The organism is Pseudonocardia sp. 73-21 (assembly GCF_001899645.1).
Taxonomy (GTDB): Bacteria; Actinomycetota; Actinomycetes; order Mycobacteriales; family Pseudonocardiaceae; genus Pseudonocardia.
The window spans coordinates 20,236-36,264 of the sequence record NZ_MKVV01000057.1 but is presented as its reverse complement, the minus strand read 5'-3'; the positions used below and the strand labels follow the sequence as shown (position 1 = coordinate 36,264).

Annotated in this window: 13 protein-coding genes; 6 read left to right on the top strand and 7 right to left on the bottom strand. The window is 74.4% G+C overall.

Annotated features, from left to right (window positions below):
- Positions 1 to 39 precede the first annotated feature (39 nt).
- Both BGP03_RS18240 and BGP03_RS18235 read right to left on the bottom strand, forming a co-directional pair.
- Positions 40 to 777 carry an SDR family NAD(P)-dependent oxidoreductase gene (locus tag BGP03_RS18240; RefSeq protein WP_298795584.1) on the bottom strand — a complete coding sequence of 246 codons (738 nt, stop codon included), beginning with the start codon at positions 775 to 777 and terminating at the stop codon, positions 40 to 42.
- A 38-nt stretch (positions 778 to 815) separates the two neighbouring features.
- Positions 816 to 1,844, bottom strand: coding sequence for a carbon-nitrogen hydrolase family protein (locus BGP03_RS18235; RefSeq protein WP_296371635.1), 1,029 nt, complete (start codon positions 1,842 to 1,844; stop codon positions 816 to 818).
- Between the two features lie 123 nt (positions 1,845 to 1,967).
- Between BGP03_RS18235 and BGP03_RS18230 the strand changes: the two genes are divergently transcribed.
- Positions 1,968 to 2,912, top strand: coding sequence for a helix-turn-helix domain-containing protein (locus tag BGP03_RS18230; RefSeq protein ID WP_298795587.1), 945 nt, complete (start codon positions 1,968 to 1,970; stop codon positions 2,910 to 2,912).
- 50 nt (positions 2,913 to 2,962) lie between these two features.
- Here the strand turns inward: BGP03_RS18230 and BGP03_RS18225 are convergent, their stop codons facing one another.
- Both BGP03_RS18225 and BGP03_RS18220 read right to left on the bottom strand, forming a co-directional pair.
- Positions 2,963 to 4,198, bottom strand: coding sequence for an aldehyde dehydrogenase family protein (locus BGP03_RS18225; protein ID WP_298795589.1), 1,236 nt, complete (start codon positions 4,196 to 4,198; stop codon positions 2,963 to 2,965).
- Positions 4,199 to 4,527: 329 nt separating this feature from the next.
- Positions 4,528 to 5,364, bottom strand: coding sequence for an exodeoxyribonuclease III (locus BGP03_RS18220; RefSeq protein ID WP_298795591.1), 837 nt, complete (start codon positions 5,362 to 5,364; stop codon positions 4,528 to 4,530).
- 45 nt (positions 5,365 to 5,409) lie between these two features.
- On the opposite strand from BGP03_RS18220, the gene xylA reads away from it, so the two are divergent.
- The 3 genes from xylA (at position 5,410) to BGP03_RS18205 (ending at position 9,441) form a co-directional block, all read left to right on the top strand.
- Positions 5,410 to 6,597, top strand: a complete 1,188-nt coding sequence (xylA, locus tag BGP03_RS18215; protein ID WP_296371629.1) for a xylose isomerase — start codon at positions 5,410 to 5,412, stop codon at positions 6,595 to 6,597.
- On the top strand, positions 6,594 to 8,018 hold the full coding sequence (locus tag BGP03_RS18210) for an FGGY-family carbohydrate kinase (RefSeq protein ID WP_296371627.1): 1,425 nt from the start codon (positions 6,594 to 6,596) through the stop codon (positions 8,016 to 8,018). The genes xylA and BGP03_RS18210 overlap by 4 nt, the downstream gene beginning before the upstream one ends.
- 196 nt (positions 8,019 to 8,214) lie before the next feature.
- Complete coding sequence (locus BGP03_RS18205) at positions 8,215 to 9,441, top strand: ROK family transcriptional regulator (protein WP_296371624.1); 1,227 nt, start codon at positions 8,215 to 8,217, stop codon at positions 9,439 to 9,441.
- A 216-nt stretch (positions 9,442 to 9,657) separates the two neighbouring features.
- Here BGP03_RS18205 and BGP03_RS18200 read toward each other — a convergent pair whose 3' ends face one another.
- Positions 9,658 to 10,656: a potassium channel protein gene (locus BGP03_RS18200; RefSeq protein ID WP_296371847.1), complete on the bottom strand. Its 999-nt coding sequence runs from the start codon at positions 10,654 to 10,656 to the stop codon at positions 9,658 to 9,660.
- An 89-nt stretch (positions 10,657 to 10,745) separates the two neighbouring features.
- Between BGP03_RS18200 and BGP03_RS18195 the strand changes: the two genes are divergently transcribed.
- Both BGP03_RS18195 and BGP03_RS18190 read left to right on the top strand, forming a co-directional pair.
- Positions 10,746 to 11,123: a hypothetical protein gene (locus tag BGP03_RS18195; RefSeq protein WP_296371622.1), complete on the top strand. Its 378-nt coding sequence runs from the start codon at positions 10,746 to 10,748 to the stop codon at positions 11,121 to 11,123.
- Entirely contained in the window at positions 11,120 to 11,659 is a 540-nt protein-coding gene (locus BGP03_RS18190) for a DUF1697 domain-containing protein (RefSeq protein ID WP_298795594.1), read from the top strand. Before BGP03_RS18195 ends, BGP03_RS18190 begins: the two co-directional genes overlap by 4 nt.
- Positions 11,660 to 11,707: 48 nt before the next feature.
- Here the strand turns inward: BGP03_RS18190 and BGP03_RS18185 are convergent, their stop codons facing one another.
- Together BGP03_RS18185 and BGP03_RS18180 are read right to left on the bottom strand one after the other, a co-directional pair.
- Positions 11,708 to 15,058 (bottom strand): ATP-dependent DNA helicase, encoded by a 3,351-nt coding sequence (locus tag BGP03_RS18185; protein ID WP_298795596.1) that lies wholly within the window; start codon positions 15,056 to 15,058, stop codon positions 11,708 to 11,710.
- Positions 15,059 to 15,068: 10 nt separating this feature from the next.
- Positions 15,069 to 16,022: a glycoside hydrolase family 16 protein gene (locus BGP03_RS18180; RefSeq protein ID WP_298795597.1), complete on the bottom strand. Its 954-nt coding sequence runs from the start codon at positions 16,020 to 16,022 to the stop codon at positions 15,069 to 15,071.
- Positions 16,023 to 16,029 lie beyond the last annotated feature (7 nt).

Genomic DNA, 16,029 nt, shown 5'->3' with positions numbered 1-16,029 from the left:
GGCACGGAGCCGAATCTAGCCGCTGCGCGCCGGCGCGGCTCATGTGGAGCGCAGGGCGTCGCTGATGGACTTGACGCCGCCGTGCGCGCTCATCCCGCCGTCCACGGCGATCTCCGCGCCGGTGATGTACGAGGCGTCGTCCGACAGCAGGAACGTCACGATCGGCACGATGTCCTCGACGGTGCCCAGGCGGCCCAGCGGCGTCTCGGCCAGGTTGCTCGCCCGGAACTCCGGCGGCGCCGACGCGGTCATGGGCGTCGCGATGAAGCCGGGGTGCACGGTGTTGACGCGGATCCGGCGCGGCCCCAGCTCCAGCGAGGCCGCCTTGGCCACGCCGCGCAGGGCCCACTTGCTGGCCGTGTAGGCCAGCGGGTAGTGCCCGGACAGCGCGGCCACCGACCCGATGACCACGATCGCGCCGCCGGCGGTCATCAGCGGGGTGACGGTCTGGATGCCCAGCACCGTGCCCGTCACTTTGATCTCGTGGACCCGGGCGAGACCGGCCGGGTCGACGTCACCGAGGCGGGCCCGCCAGGTGATGCCGGCGTTGCAGACCAGGCCGTCGACGCGGTCGAGGTCGAGGTCCTTCCAGGCCTGCGCGTCGGTGACGTCGAGCTGCCGGTAGTCGACGCCGGGCAGCTCCTCGACCGGCTCCGGCGTGACGTCGAGGCCGATCGTCGTGGCGCCCTCGGCCGCCAGGCGGCGCGCGAACGCCGCCCCCTGCCCCTGCCCGGCGCCGGTGACGAGCACGACGCGGCCGTCGAATCGGAGGTCCACGTGCCCACCCTCGCTCCCGGCGCCGGGATCAGGAAGAGCTATCTCCTGATGTCGGCCATCGCTCCTGCTGATGTGGCCACGATGTCACCCTCGATCTCGACGCCCGGGGCGGAGAACGGCACCACGCGGTCGCCGGGGGTCTTGTTGAGCAGCAGGCGCGTGACGTCGGGGCGGGAGTAGTGGCCCGACGGATCCGCCGCGGCCTTGGCCAGCGAGATCATGCCGAGGTCGAGGTCGGCGTAGAGGATGCCCTCGACGTCCGGCGCGAGCGCCTCGGCGATCTCCTGCCCGTCGGGGGCGAAGATGCGGGCGTGGCCGCCGCCGGGCTGCAGCAGCGCGCGCTTGGTGTCGTCGGTGCACATCAGCTCCACCATCTCCGGGGAGACCGTGGCGCACGGGGCCAGCACGAAGCACTGACCCTCGACGGCGTAGACGCGGCTGGCCGAGGTGTTGACCTCCGGACCGAGCGCGTACGCGCCGCCGACGTAGAGCGAGAAGCTCGGCCACGCGCCGACGTGCACCTGCTCGTCCTGGGCGTACATGGCGTACTTGGACAGCGGCTGCAGGTGCTCCCAGCAGCAGAGTCCGCCGATGCGGCCCAGCGGCGTCGGGTAGACCGACAGGTCGGAGCCGTCGCCCTCGCCGAACACCGTGCGCTCCACGTGGGTCGGCTTGAGCTTGCGGCGCCGGGCGATCGTCTCGCCGTCGGGGCCGATGATCCACTGCGCGATGTAGAGGCTGCCGGCCTGGCGCTCGGAGATGCCCATGACGACGGTGATCGCGTGCTCGCGGGCCGCGGCGGCGAGGCGGTCGGCGTGGCGCGAGCCGTAGACCAGCGAGTTGTCGTGGTAGCGCTGCACGAACTGCATGCCCCACGCCGGGGAGTCGAGCCAGATGAACCAGGGGTAGCCGGGCAGCCAGGTCTCGGGGAAGCCGATCAGCTTCGCGCCGTTCGCGGCGGCCTCGGCGATGAGGGCGATCGCCTTGTCCACGCCGGCGTCGAGGTCGAGGAAGGCGGGCGCGGCCTGGACGGCGGCGGCGCGGAACCGGGGGTGGTCGATGCTCATGCGCATCAGCGTGGCGGGGCCCACGGCCCGTCGCTGGTCCGTGCGTGTCCGTCTTGTTGACTCTGCGACGCAGCGACGTCCCTGGGTCTTGCCTGGTCCGGGCCCCGTCCCTACCGTCGGCGCATGGCGCGCCTGCACACCACCGACGAGGTGGACGCGCGCGACCGGCTGGCCTACTGGAACGACGCGGTCTCCGACGCCTACGTCCAGCTGTCCTGCGACGCGCCGGGCGACGACGTCGTGGGCGACATACGCGTCGACTCGCTCGCCACGCTGGAGCTCTCCCGCGTCACGGCCACCGCGCAGCGCGTGTGCCGCACGCCGTCGCTGATCGCGCGGGCGGCGGAGGACTGGTTCCTCGTCAGCATCCAGACCTCCGGCGTCGGGCGCATCAGGCAGGACGACCGCACGGCCGAGCTGCACCCCGGCGACTTCGCGCTCTACGACTCCACGCGCCCCTACCAGCTCGACTTCGACGGCGCGTTCCAGCAGTACGTCCTCATGCTGCCCGGGCCCACCCTGCGCTCCCAGCTGCGCGACGCCGCCGAGCTCACCGCCCGCAGCGTGCGCGGCTCCCGCGGCGCCGGGCACCTGATGATCGAGATGATCCGGACGCTCGCCGCTGACATCAGCGTGCTCGAACCGGCCGCCGCGGCCGCGGTGGCCCAGAGCGTGGAGCACATCGTGGTGGCCGGGCTGAGCTCGCTGGGCGGCGCGGTGCCGGAGCCGTCGGCCGAGGCGCGGCGGGAGCAGGTGCGGGCCGTCGCCCGGGCGCACCTGCGCGACCCCGGGCTGACGGTCGCCGTGATCGCCGCGCAGCTGCACACGTCGGTGAGCACGCTGCACCGCGCGTTCGCCGGGGAGCCGTGCTCGATCGCGGAGTGGATCTGGGCGCAGCGCCTCGACGCCGTGCGCGCCGACCTCTGCGATCCGGCGCTGCGTCACCGCACCATCAGCGACCTGGCGTTCTCGTGGGGTTTCGTCGACGCGTCACACTTCAGCCGGGCGTTCCGCGCACGGTTCGGGCGCACCGCCCGCGAGGTCCGTGCCACCCCCCGTACGCGCTGAAGCGGGTGGGATATCAGTGCCGGGGCCCTGATATCCGCGCACGACCGCCGTCAGGCGGGGAGCACCACGAACTGGCGCAGGCTCAGGTCCAGGTAGGTGACCGGGCCGCGTGGGCCGGGGGTGTGGTCGACGTTGATGCCGGTCTCGGGCAGGCCGAGGAGCTTGTAGCCGTCGAGCAGGCGGGTGGTGGCGTTCCAGAACACGCCGGTGCCGGTGTAGGCGTCGATGAACGCCGTGGCCGCCTTCTCGTCGGCTGCGCAGACGGTGGCGGCGAGGCCCGAGGTCTCGCGGGCCGCGGTGAGAGCGGCGTCCACCGGCCCGTCGACGGTGGTGACCGTGACGTGGGCCTCGGCGCCGGAGTCGAGCGCCCACTCGTGGCCGAGCGGGTGGCTGTGCGGTGGGAGCGACGGCTCGATCGTCCGCTCGCGCAGCGCCTTCTCCGCCACCGGCCACAGGCGGTCGTACGCGGGCGCGTCGATCAGCAGCAGGTTGAGCCGGTTGCAGACGCCGAGCCGATCGGTGCCCTCGGTGACCAGACGCTCGGTCTCGGCCTCGGTGGCGCTCGCGTCGAGGTAGAGGACGCCGCCGCCGTCGGCGTGGGCGAGCACGCGCGTACCCGCCGCGGCCCCGATCGCCGACAGCTTGCGGGTGACCTCGCCGCTTCCCCGGACGACGACGAGCGGCACGAGATCGGGCAGGCCGACCAGGGCCTCGGCGCCGGCGTGGCCGGGCGTCGGGACGAGCTGGACGGCGGCCTCGGGCACACCGTTCTCGCGCAGGGACGGGGCGATGACGAGGTCGATCAGCGCCCGGGCGGAGCCCAGCGCGGCCGACCCGGTGCGCAGCACGGCGGCACTGCGCGCCTTCAGGACCTGCGACGCCACGTCCACCGTGACGTTGGGGCGGGCCTCGAACACCGCCCCGATCACGCCGACCGGCACGCGCCGCTCGAACACGCGCTCCCCGGTGGGCAGCGTCCGGACCTCGCGCTGCAGCGGCGGCTCGGGGGTGGCGGCGAGGACGTCGAGCTGGCCGGCCATGTCCGTCAGGCGCTCGGGGGTGAGCCGCAGGCGGTCGAGCAGGCCCGGCGCCATGCCGTTCTGCTCGGCGGCCTCCACGTCCTCGGCGTTGGCCGCGAGCAGCCGGCCGGTGCGTTCGCGCAGCAGGACGGCGGCCGTGCGCAGGGCGGCGTCGACCGCCTCTCCCCCCGCGGCCCGCACCCCCGGCGCGGCGGCGGCGGCGCGGAGGGCGGCATCGCGGACGGCGGCGGCTTCGGTGGTGCTCACACCGCCAGATTCTCACGGCCCCTGCGCATCGCGGGACGTCGGGGCATCGTCGCGGGCCCAGGGGACCGGCACCACCGCGGCCGGCGCGAACCCGGCCGATGACGAGGTCGGGCGGGGCGAGCACGCCCGCTGCGGCGATCCGCAGCGTCGGCGTGGGCCGACGGAGCGTCCGGTGTTGGCTCCACGATCGCCGGAAGTGGGCACACGGCGCCCGATGTGGCCGCCCCTGACCACTCCCGACGATCATGGCGCGGCACGCCGAGCGACCGGGGTCGTGCGCGGATATCAGTGCTCCAGCACCGATATCCGCGCACGGGCGTCGGCAGGCGCTACTTCCGGGCCGAGGGCGGCGGGACCACCGGGCCGAGGTCGCCGTCGGGGGCCGTGTCGAGGTCCACCATCACCGGCGCGTGGTCGGAGGGGCCCTTGCCCTTGCGCGCCTGCCGGTCGATCCACGCGGCCCGCACCCGGCCGGCCGGGTCGGAGCCCGCGAGCACCAGGTCGATGCGCATGCCCTTGTCCTGGTGGAAGCGGCCGGCGCGGTAGTCCCAGTACGTGTAGATGCGCTCGGACGGCCAGCGGTCGCGGACGACGTCGTGCAGGCCGGTGTCCTGCAACGCGGTGAGGGCCTTGCGCTCCTGCGGCGTCACGTGCGTCGAGTCGACGAACTGCGTGAGGTCCCAGACGTCCGCGTCGGCCGGGGCGATGTTCATGTCGCCGGCGATCACGGTGGTGGCCGGGTCCGTCACCGACGCGGCCAGCGCCGCCAGCCATTCCAGCTTGTAGGCGTAGTGCGGGTCGTCGGGGGTGCGGCCGTTGGGCACGTACACCGACGTGACGCGCAGGCCGCCGCACGTGGCGGTGACGGCCCGGGCCTCGACGGCGTCGCCGAAGCTGGGCACGCCGGGCAGGGCGCGCACCACGTCGTCCAGGCCGACGCGCGAGAGCAGGGCCACCCCGTTCCACCGGCCCTCCCCCACGTGGGCGACCTCGTAGCCGCGCTCGCGCAGCGGCTCGTCGAAGGTCTCGGCGAACGCCTCGTCGGACAGCTTCGTCTCCTGCAGGCAGACGACGTCGGGCGCGCGCTCGTCGAGCCAGGGCAGGAGCCGCGGCAGCCGGGAGAGGGCGGAGTTCACGTTCCACGTAGCCAAGCGCACGTCCGGCACGCTACCGTGCCCCTATTAGTTCGATACCTGAACAAAGGAGTCGGCATGGCGCCGCAGCCCAGCCGCGAGGACCACTTCAGCTTCGGCCTCTGGACGGTCGGCTGGCCGGCGGCCGACCCGTTCGGCGTCGCGACCCGGCCCGCTCTGGACCCCGTCGAGTCGGTGCACCGACTCTCGGACCTCGGCGCCTGGGGCGTCACGTTCCACGACGACGACCTGATCCCGTTCGGGTCGGACGCCGCCGAGCGTGACCGGCTGATCGCCCGGTTCCGGGCCGCGCTGGACGAGACCGGCCTCGTGGTGCCGATGATGACCACCAACACGTTCACCCACCCCGTGTTCAAGGACGGGGCGTTCACGAGCAACGACCGGGGCGTCCGCCGCTTCGCGCTGCGCAAGATCGTGCGCAACCTCGACCTGGCCGCCGAGCTCGGCGCGTCCACCTACGTGTTCTGGGGTGGCCGCGAAGGCGCCGAGGTCGACTCGGCCAAGGACATCCAGGCCGCGCTCGACCGCTACCGCGAGGGCATCGACACCCTCGCCGCGTACGTCAAGGAGCAGGGCTACGGCATCCGCTTCGCGATCGAGCCCAAGCCCAACGAGCCCCGCGGTGACATCCTGCTGCCCACCCTCGGCCACGCCCTCGCGTTCATCGCCGGGCTGGAGCACGGCGACATCGTCGGCGTGAACCCCGAGGTCGGCCACGAGCAGATGGCCGGGCTCAACTACTCCGCGGGCATCGCGCAGGCGCTGTGGGCGGGCAAGCTCTTCCACCTCGACCTCAACGGCCAGCGCGGCATCAAGTACGACCAGGACCTGATCTTCGGCCACGGCGACCTGATCAACGCGTTCTCCCTCGTGGACCTCATCGAGCACGGCGCCCCGGGCGGCGGGCCGTCCTACGACGGGCCGCGGCACTTCGACTACAAGCCGCTGCGCACCGAGGACATCACGGGTGTCTGGGACTCGGCGGCGGCGAACATGCGCGTCTACCTGCTGCTCAAGGAACGCGCCGCCGCCTTCCGGGCCGATCCCGAGGTGATCGAGGCCCTGGCCACGGCGGGCGTCGCGGAACTGTCGAAGCCCACGCTGGCCGACGGCGAGACGCTGGCCGACCTCGTGGCCGACCGCTCCGCCTTCGAGGAGTACGACGCTGACAAGGCCGGGGAGCGCGGCTACGGCTTCGGCCGGCTCAACCAGCTGGCGGTGGAGCACCTGATGGGGGCGCGGTGAGCGGGCGCGCGAGCGAACCACCAGCGCCGCGGCTCGTCGCCGGCGTCGACTCGTCCACGCAGTCCTGCACGATCGTCATCCGGGACGCCGCCACGGGAGCCCTCGTCCGCGAGGGCGGTGCGAAACACCCGGGCGGCACCGAGGTCGACCCCGCCGCCTGGTGGGACGCCCTGCAGGCCGCGGTGGCCGACGCCGGCGGGCTCGACGGGGTCGAGGCGATCGCCGTCGCCGGGCAGCAGCACGGGATGGTGTGCCTCTCCGGCTCCGGCGAGGTCGTCCGACCGGCGCTGCTGTGGAACGACACGCGCTCCGCGGGCGCGGCGGCCGACCTCGTCGACGAGTTCGGAGCGACGGCGTGGGCCGACGCGATCGGCAGCGTCCCGGTCGCCTCGTTCACGGTCACGAAGCTGCGCTGGCTGGCGCGCAACGAACCCGCGAACGCCACCGCGACCGCGGCCGTCTGCCTGCCCCACGACTGGCTGACCTGGAAGCTGCGCGGGACGGGGAACCTCGACGACCTGGTCACCGACCGCGGCGACGCGTCGGGCACCGGGTACTTCGGGACCACGGGTGGGTACCGCCGCGACCTGCTGCGGCTCGGCCTGGGCCGCGACGACGTGCTGCTGCCGCGGGTGCTCGGACCGGCCGAGGCGGCGGGCCGGACGCCGGACGGGGTGCTGCTGGGCCCGGGCACCGGCGACAACGCGGGCGCCGCGCTCGGGCTGGGCGCCCGCTCCGGCGACGTCGTGATCTCACTCGGCACGTCCGGCGTCGTCTCGGTGGTGAGCCCGACCCCCACGGCGGACCCGTCGGGGATCATCGCGGGTTTCGCGTCGGCGACCGGTGAGCACCTGCCGCTGGTGTGCACGCTCAACGCCGCACGGGTGCTCGACGCGGCCGCAGCTCTCCTGGGCGTGGACCACGACGGGCTCTCCCGGCTGGCGCTCTCGGCGCCGCCGGGTGCGGGCGGGCTCGTGCTCGTGCCCTACCTGGAGGGCGAGCGGACGCCGAACAGGCCCGACTCCACCGGCGCCCTCCACGGCCTGACGCTCGGCACCTCGACGCCGGCGCACCTGGCCCGCGCGGCGGTGGAGGGGCTGCTGTGCGGCCTCGCCGACGCCGTGGACGCGCTGGTGGCGGCCGGGGTCCCGGTGCAGCGGGTGTTCCTCATCGGCGGCGGGGCCCGGTCGGACGCGGTGGCGCAGATCGCGCCCGCCGTGCTCGGCCGGCCGGTCCTGCGGCCCACGCCCGGCGAGTACGTGGCCGACGGCGCGGCCCGTCAGGCCGCGTGGGTGCTGGCGGGTTCGGACGCGCCGCCGGGGTGGGCGGCCGCGGACACCGAGACGTTCGAGGCCGACCCGACCCCCGTGGTCCGCGCCCGCTACGCGGAAGCCCGCGACCTGACGGTGCCCCGGCGATGACCCCCGTCCCCCCGCGGGTCGACCGATCCGACGCGGCGAGTTCGCCATCCCACGCGGCGAGTTCGCCGTCCCGCTCGGCGAGTTCGCCGGGTGGCCCGGCGAGTTCGCCACCTGACCGCGGGAGTTCGCCGGATGGCCCGGCGGGTTCGCCGATCTGCGGGCCCAGTTCGCCCGATCGTCGCGTGGGCCGGCTCGGATGAGCCGCGAGACGGCGAACTCGGTCGGTGAGATGGCGAACCCGCGCGGTGGAACGGCGAACTCGCGCGGCGGGATCGCGCACTCGCGGGGGGAGGTGCGGCCGATGGGGGCGGCGGGCGTGCGGCGGCACAACCTCGCGCTCGTGCTGCGTGAGGTGGCCGACGGCGAGCCCGTGTCGCGGGCGGCCGTAGCGGCACGGACGGGACTCACCCGCGGCACCGTCTCGTCGCTGGTGGAGGAACTGCTCGACGGCGGGCTCGTCACCGAGCTGGCCGCCGCCCGCGGTGGCACCGGACGGCCGGCGAACCCGTTGCAGCTCAACCGCTCCGGGCCCGCGGGGCTGGGCGTGGAGATCGGGGTGGACCACGTCGGCGCGTGCGTCGTCGATCTCGCCGGGGCCGTGCGGGCCGTCCGCACCGCGGAGTCCGACCACCGCGGCCGGGCCCCCGCCGTCGGGCTCCGGACGGCGGCCGCGCTGGCCGCCGAGGTGATCGCCGAGGCCGGGCTGGCGGTCGTCGGTGCGACCGTCGCGCTGCCCGGCGTCGTCGGGCCGCGTGGCGAGCTGCAGCGCGCCCCCAACCTCCCCCGCTGGATCGACGTCCCCGTCACCGCCGAGCTGTCCGGGCTGCTGCGCGGGCTCCCGGTCGGCACCGGCAACGAGGCCGACCTCGCGGCACTCGCCGAACTGTGGTGCGGTGGCGGCCCGCCGGACATGCTGTACGTCTCGGGCGAGATCGGCGTCGGGGGCGCGATCGTGCTCGGCGGCGGGCTGTTCCGCGGAGCCGGCGGGCGCGCAGGCGAGTTGGGGCACGTCGTCGTCGATCCCGGTGGGCCGCGGTGCAGCTGCGGCGGTCGCGGGTGCCTGGAGCAGGCCGCCGGCCAGGACGCGTTGCTCGCGGCGGCGGGGGCGACCGACGTCGACGACCTGCTCGCCCGTCAGCACGACGCTGTCCCCGCCGCCGCCGTCGACGCCGCGGGCCGGGCGCTCGGCGTCGCCCTGGCCGGTGCGGTCAACCTGCTCGACGTCCCGGCCGTCGTCCTCGGTGGGCTCTACGCCCGCCTCGGCACGCCCCTGCGCGACGCGGTGGCGGCGGAGCTGGACACGCGGGTGCTGACCAGCCCGCCGGTCGACATCCGCAGCTCCGTACTCGGAGCCGACGCCGCGCTGCGCGGAGCCGCCACCTCCGTCGTCCGTGCCCTCCTGCAGCTCCCGCCCGCGAGCTGACCGTCCCGATACGACGAGTTCGCCGTGTCACCCCGCCGGTCCGCTGCCGGCCACGCGATGATCGTGATCGACCGCACGTCGATGCCCGGAACACGGTGCTGAGGTGCGACCGGCGCCGGTCACGCTGGGAGCAGGGTCATCATGATCGCGACGCGTCGCACGTCACCGCCGTGGCGAGGGCCGGAACGTGCGGCCGGCCACGATCACGCGCAACGCTCAGTTCTCGTCGGGCTGGCTCGCCTTGCGGACGTAGAGGAGCCGGTCGCCGCGCTCCAGGGCGTCGACGGTCGAGGCGTCGACGCGGTGCAGGGTCTCGCCGCGGACCACGCCGAGCACGATGTCGGCGAGGTGACGGGGCGACCCGCCGATCTCGGAGTCCTCGATCTCCCGCTCGCTGATGGCGAACCCGGCGTCCGGGGTGAGCAGGTCCTCGATCACCTCGACGACGCTCGGCGTGGTGGTGGCGGCGCCGAGCAGCCGGCCCGCCGTCTCCGCCGAGACGATCACCGACGTGGCGCCGGACTGCCGCAGCAGGTGCACGTTCTCCGACTCCCGCACGGACGCGACGATCCGGATGGTGGGGGCCATCTCGCGCGCGGTCAACGTCACGAGCACGGCGGTGTCGTCGCGGTTGGTGGCCACCACGATCGCCTTGGCGTTCGGGACCCCCGCGATCCGCAGGACCGACGACCGCGTGGCGTTGCCTGTGACCGTCACCAGCCCGAGCGCGGACGCGGCGTCGAGCTGGGCCCGGTCGGTGTCGACGACGACGATGTTCCCCGGATCCGCCCCGTCGCCGAGCAGGGTCTCGACGGCCGCACGACCCTTGGTGCCGTAGCCGACGACGACGGTGTGGTCGCGCACGCGGGACCTCCAGCGCTGGATGCGGAACGACTGCCGGGACCGCTCGGTGAGCAACTCGACGGTGGTGCCGACGAAGGTGATGAGGAAGATCAGCCGCAGCGGCGTGACGAAGATCGTGGTGATCCACCGCGCGGTCGGGCTGACCGGCACGATGTCGCCGTAACCGGTGGTGGAGACCGACACCGTGGCGTAGTAGAACGCGTCGCCCAGGCTGATCGGGGTGTCGCTGTTGTTGTCCAGGTACCCGGCGCGTCCGAAGTAGACGATCAGGGCGGTGGCGACGAGCGCACCGAGCGCGATGGCGAGGCGGCGCAGCAGCGAGACGATCGGGGTGACGGTGGAATCGGGCATCCGCACCGGCCCGACGAGCGCCGGATCGGCGATCGGCCTACGACGCTCTGTCCGCACCCGCGGAGGGTAGCCGCGCGACGATCACCGCCATGACGCTCCCCCGCCAGCGCGCCGCGGTCGCCATGAGCACGTTCCTCGTCGGGGGCGGCGTGCTGCACTTCCTGATCCCCGCGTTCTTCGACGCCATCGTGCCGAGGCAGCTGCCCGGTACCGCCCGGTTCTGGACGATCGCCTCCGGTGTCGCCGAGCTCGGGGTCGCGGCCGCGGTGGCCGCGCCGAGGACGAGGAGACTCGGCGGGCTGGCCGCGGCGGCGCTGTTCGTGGCGGTGCTGCCCGCGAACATCACGATGGCCGTGGACTGGTCGGACCGCTCCCCGCGCGAGCAGGCCATCGCCTACGGCCGCCTGCCGCTGCAGATCCCGCTGGTGCTGTGGGCGATGAAGGTCCGGAAGGACGCCGTACGGTGAGCACCCGGTACGTCGTGCTGCTGCGCGGCATCAACGTGGGCAAGGCCAAGCGGATCGCCATGGCCGACCTGCGGGTGATGCTCACCGACCTCGGCTACACCGACGTGAAGACCCTGCTGAACAGCGGAAACGCCGTCGTCACCGGGGAGGACGGCGACCCCGACGAGCACGCCGGGCGGATCCACGCAGCCATCGCCGACCGCTTCGCCATGGATGTCCGGTGCCTGGTGCTGACCGGTGAGCGGCTGCGGGCGATCGTCGACGGTCACCCGTTCGTCGAGATCGCGGACAACGGCTCGCGGATGTTCGCGCACATCCTGGACGCGGCGCCCGACCCCGCGCTGCTCGCCGAGCACGATCCGGTCGCCCTGGACCCCGAGCGGGCCCGGCTCGGCGACCGGGTCGTCTACCAGTGGTGTCCGGACGGGTCGATGGAGGCGCCGCCGGTGGCCACGTACGCGGAGAAGCACCTCGGCGTCACCGTCACCGCGCGGAACTGGAACACGATGACCAAGCTGGTCGATCTGCTCGGCTGAGCCCCGGAACCGGCGACTCGTACACGCGAAACCGCCGACTCGCGGGTGTCAACCGGCGGGCACCGAGGCCAGGAGGGCGCGGAGGCCGTCGGCGTCGAGGAGGTCGGCGGGGCTGAGCGTGACGTTCTGCCGCACGAAGTGGAACGCCGCCCGCACCTTCCCGGGCTCGCAGCCGGCCAGCGACGCCCAGGCCAGCCGGTAGGCCGCGAGCTGCACCGACAGCGCCGGGAGGCGGGCGTCGTCGGGGAGGGTGCCGGTCTTCCAGTCCACGACGGTCCAGGTGCCGTCGGGCTCGGCGAAGACCGCGTCCATCCGCCCGCGCACTCCGACCCCGGCGACGACGGTCTCGAACGGCACCTCCACCTCGACGGGCCGCCGCTCCGCCCACGCCGAGGCGAGGAACGCCTCCTGCAGCTCCTCCAGCGCGTCATCGGGGGCGGCCCCCTCGTCGGCCGCGCCGGGCAGCTCGTCGAGGTCCAGCAGCTGCGCGGCGCCGAAGCGCTGTTCCAGCCAGGCGTGGAACGCCGTGCCGCGACGGGCGTGCGGGTTGGGCGGCAGGGGCAGCGGCCGGCGCAGGCGTGCGGCCAGCGCCGTGGGGTCGTCGGCCAGCTCGACGAGCTGCACCACCGACAGCTGCGACGGCAGCGCGACGGTGGGCCGGGCCCGGGCCGCGGCCCGCTCGGCCAGCAGCACGTCGACGTCGGCGGCCCAGCCCTCGGGATCGAGCTCGTCCTCGTCGGGCGGCGGCTCGTCGCCGAGCAGGTCGAGCTGCTCGCCGGGGCCGGCGCGGTCGCGCTGGGCCGCCCGGACGAGGTCGGCGCCGGCGTGGACGTCGGCCGAGCGGGAGCCCAGCGGGTCGGCGGGCCACTCCCCCTCGGGCGTGTCGAGCAGGGCCGGGTTGGCCTCGCCGTCCGCGGGTTCCTCGGCCCAGACCTCCGCGGGATGGACCTGCGCGGCCTCCACCAGGAACTCCGACGGCTCCTTCGGCTTGTCCCCGGCAGGACCCCAGCGGTGCCCCGAGAGCAGCAGCACCCGCTCGGACCGGGTCAGAGCGACGTAGAACAGCCGCCGCTCCTCGGTGAGCCGCCGCTCGTCGAGCGCCTCGGAGTGCTCCTTGACGACGGTCTCGAGCTGCTTGCGGTCCCAGCGCGCCGCGTCGGCGGAGCGCGCATCAGCACTGCCGGCGGGGAGCTGGATGTCGGGGAGGTCGGCCGCGTCGCCGCGCAGCGGGACGGGCAGCTCGGCCGGGCTCGTCAGCCAGGTGCCGCCGATCTTGCGACCCGGGAACACCAGGTGGACGAGGTGCGGCACGGCCACCACCTCCCACTCCAACCCCTTCGCGGCATGCACGGTGAGCACCTGCACGCGGTCGGGGGTGACCTCGACCTCACCCGGGCTGAACCCGTCCTCGGCCTTCTCCGCGGCCTCCAGGTAGTCCAGCAGCGCCGGCAGCGTGGACACCTCCGCGCCCGAGGCGAAGTCGGCCACGACGTCGGCGAACGCGTCGAGGTGGGCCCGGCCGACCGGTCCCGGACGCGCGGCGGTCTCGGCGTCGAGCAGCAGGACGCGCTCGGCGTCGGCGACGAGGTCGGTGAGCGGGGCACCGGCGCGCGAGCGGAGCCAGCCCAGCTCGCGGGCCAGCCGTCCGATGCGCTCGAACCCGGCAGTCGAGTAGCGCTCGGGCCCGCCCGGGTCGTCGAGGGCGTCGACGAGCCCGGCCTGCTCCGCCTGCTCTCCGGGCAGCGCGCCCAGGGCCAGCTCCGCCGGGGTCAGCGGCCCCCGCTGCGACGGAAGGTCGGGCACCAGCTCGCGGGCCCGGGCCCACAGGGCGGCCAGGTCGGCGACGCCGAGCCGCCAGCGCGCCCCGGTGAGCAACCGGACGGCCGCGGGCCCGGCGAGGGGGTCGGCGACCAGTCGCAGGGCGCTGACCAGGTCACGGACCTCCGGCGTGTCGAGCAGCCCACCCAGCCCGACCACCTCGACGGGCAGCCCGCGCGCCCGCAGCTCGGCGGCGATCGGGTCCATGTCGGCGCGGCGCCGCACCAGCACGGCCGACGACGGTGGCTCGGCACCGGCGTCGGACGCGAGCCGCCACTGCTCGGCGACCGCGTCGGCCATCCAGGCGAGCTCGGCGGCGACGTCGGGGTGCATCGCGACACGCACGACGCCGGGGGCCGCGTGCGGAGAGGCCCGCAGCTCTCCCACGTCGACGTGTGCGGGGCCCGGTCCCCTCTGACGAGCGTGCCGTTCGTCATGAGTGGGCAGGGCTCGCAGCGGGGCCGACGCCACGTTCGCGAGGTCGAGCACCTCCGGCGGGTTGCGGAAGCTCGTCAGCAGGCCGTACTGGTCGGCCGGTTCCCCCTCCCCGGCCGGGAAGTCCGTGCGGAAGCGCGTCAGGTTGCCCGCACTCGCCCCGCGCCAGCCGTAGATCGACTGGCAGGGGTCGCCGACCGCCGTGACCGCCGGTCCGTCGTCCCGCACGGGCTCTCCCGGCACCGTGCCGAACAGCGCCCGCAGCAGCACGCGCTGGGCGTAGCCGGTGTCCTGGTACTCGTCGAGCAGCACCGCCCGGTAGGTGGCCCGCTCCGCCGCCCCGACCTCGAGATGGGCGGCCGCGACCTGGGCGGCGACGGCGAGCTGGTCGGAGAAGTCGACCGCCCGCTCGGCCCGTTTGCGCGCGGTGAACGCCTCCACCAGCGGCAGCAGCGCCACGCGCGTGTGCTGGGTCTGGATCCACTTCCGGTACGTCTGGGACGGCTCGGCGCGCTGCCCCTTGCCGCGCGGAGCGCCCTCGAGAAGGTCGGTGAACAGCTCCGCGTGCCGGCGCACGGCCGACGGGTCGACGAGGTGCTCGCCCAGTTCACCGGCCAACGACAGCAGCCGCTCGGTGACGGTGGCCGGCATGAGGTCGACGTCGAGGTCCTCGGCCCAGCTCGTGACGACGCGGTGCGCGAGCTGCCAGGACGCCGTCTCGCCCAGCAGCCGCGCCGCGGGCTCGGCGGGCAGCCGCAGCGCGTGCTCGCCGACGAGTCGGCCCGCGTAGGCGTGGTAGGTGGCCACGGTCGGCTCGCCCGCCAGCACCGCGGCCCGGCGTTCGCCGCTCGGGTCGAGCTCGTCGAGCAGCCGTGACCCGGCGAGACGCCGCAGCCGCGACCGCACGCGGGCCCCGAGCTGCTGCGCGGCCTTGCGCGTGAACGTCAGGCCCAGCACCTGCTCGGGCAGCACCTCACCGGTGGCCACCAGCCAGACGACGCGCGCCGCCATCGTCTCGGTCTTACCCGCCCCCGCACCCGCGACGACCAGCGTCGGACGGGCGGGGGCGGAGATCACCGCAGCCTGCTCGTCGGTGGGCGGCGGGACGCCCAGGGCGACGGCGAGGGCCTGCGGGGTCAGCTCCACAGGCGCAGCTCTACGCGGGGGGCTTGGCCGGGGCGTAGACCCGGACGTAGTCGACGTCGAGGTTGATGCCCGCGGCGGGCGTGGTGTCGTCCGGAGCCTCGATCCAGTCGGTCTTCGGCCCCTGGTCGAGCTGGATCGCCAGGTGCATGGACGTCCTCGGGATGGCGGCCTTGTCCGTCAGCTTGTACTGCTGCTTGCCGTCGACGTACCAGGTGATGCTGTCGGGCAGCCACTCGATGGCGAAGGTGTGCCACTGGTCGAACCGGCCCGGGATGGCGGTGCCGACGGTGGTCTGGCCTCCGTCGCCGGAGTGCACGACGAAGTTGGCGCGGTCCCGCTTCTCGTTGGGGACCTCCATGATGTCCAGCTCTCCGTCGGAGAGCTGCTCGGAGTCGGGCCAGAGCAGGATGGCCGATCCGAATCCGCGGCCGAGATCGGTGCGTGCCCGGAACTCCCACCGGCCGTAGATCTGGCCGAACGAGTCGGCCATGCCGCCGGACATGCCGCCGTCCACGTTCTTGGCGGTGATGTGCATGCTGCCGCCCGACTGGCTGATGGTGTCGGGGCTGCGTGTGCCGTTGCCGAAGGCGCCGACGCTGTCGTAGGTGCCCCACTTGGTGGTGTCCAGGGCGGAGCCGTTGAACTCGTCGCCACCGACCGGCTTCCAGTTGGCGGCGATCTCCGCGGGCGTCTGCCCGGCCGCGGCCGCACCGGTGGCCGTGCGACCCCGCCGGGGCGGCGTTGCGGTGGCCGGTTTGGGCTTGGCCTTCACGGTGGTGGTGGGCGCCACCGTGGGGGTGGGCGGGATCGTGGTGGGGGGTGCGGCCGGCTCCGGCAACGCCTGCAACAGGTCCGGGGGCGGACCGGCGGTGGTGGAATCGGGTGAGGCCGCGCAACCGGCCAGCGCCACCACCACCGCCGTGCAGGCGATCACCACGCGGGCACGGGACGAGACGCGGAACACGAACCCT

Bases quoted from the DNA above. Each gene is read 5' to 3' on its own strand.
- BGP03_RS18205 (WP_296371624.1), top strand. From the start codon at position 8,215: ATGAGCCGCGAGACGGCGAACTCGGTCGGTGAGATGGCGAACCCGCGC.
- BGP03_RS18235 (WP_296371635.1), bottom strand. From the start codon at position 1,844: ATGAGCATCGACCACCCCCGGTTCCGCGCCGCCGCCGTCCAGGCCGCG.
- BGP03_RS18230 (WP_298795587.1), top strand. From the start codon at position 1,968: ATGGCGCGCCTGCACACCACCGACGAGGTGGACGCGCGCGACCGGCTG.
- BGP03_RS18200 (WP_296371847.1), bottom strand. From the start codon at position 10,656: ATGCCCGATTCCACCGTCACCCCGATCGTCTCGCTGCTGCGCCGCCTC.
- BGP03_RS18195 (WP_296371622.1), top strand. From the start codon at position 10,746: ATGACGCTCCCCCGCCAGCGCGCCGCGGTCGCCATGAGCACGTTCCTC.
- xylA (WP_296371629.1), top strand. From the start codon at position 5,410: ATGGCGCCGCAGCCCAGCCGCGAGGACCACTTCAGCTTCGGCCTCTGG.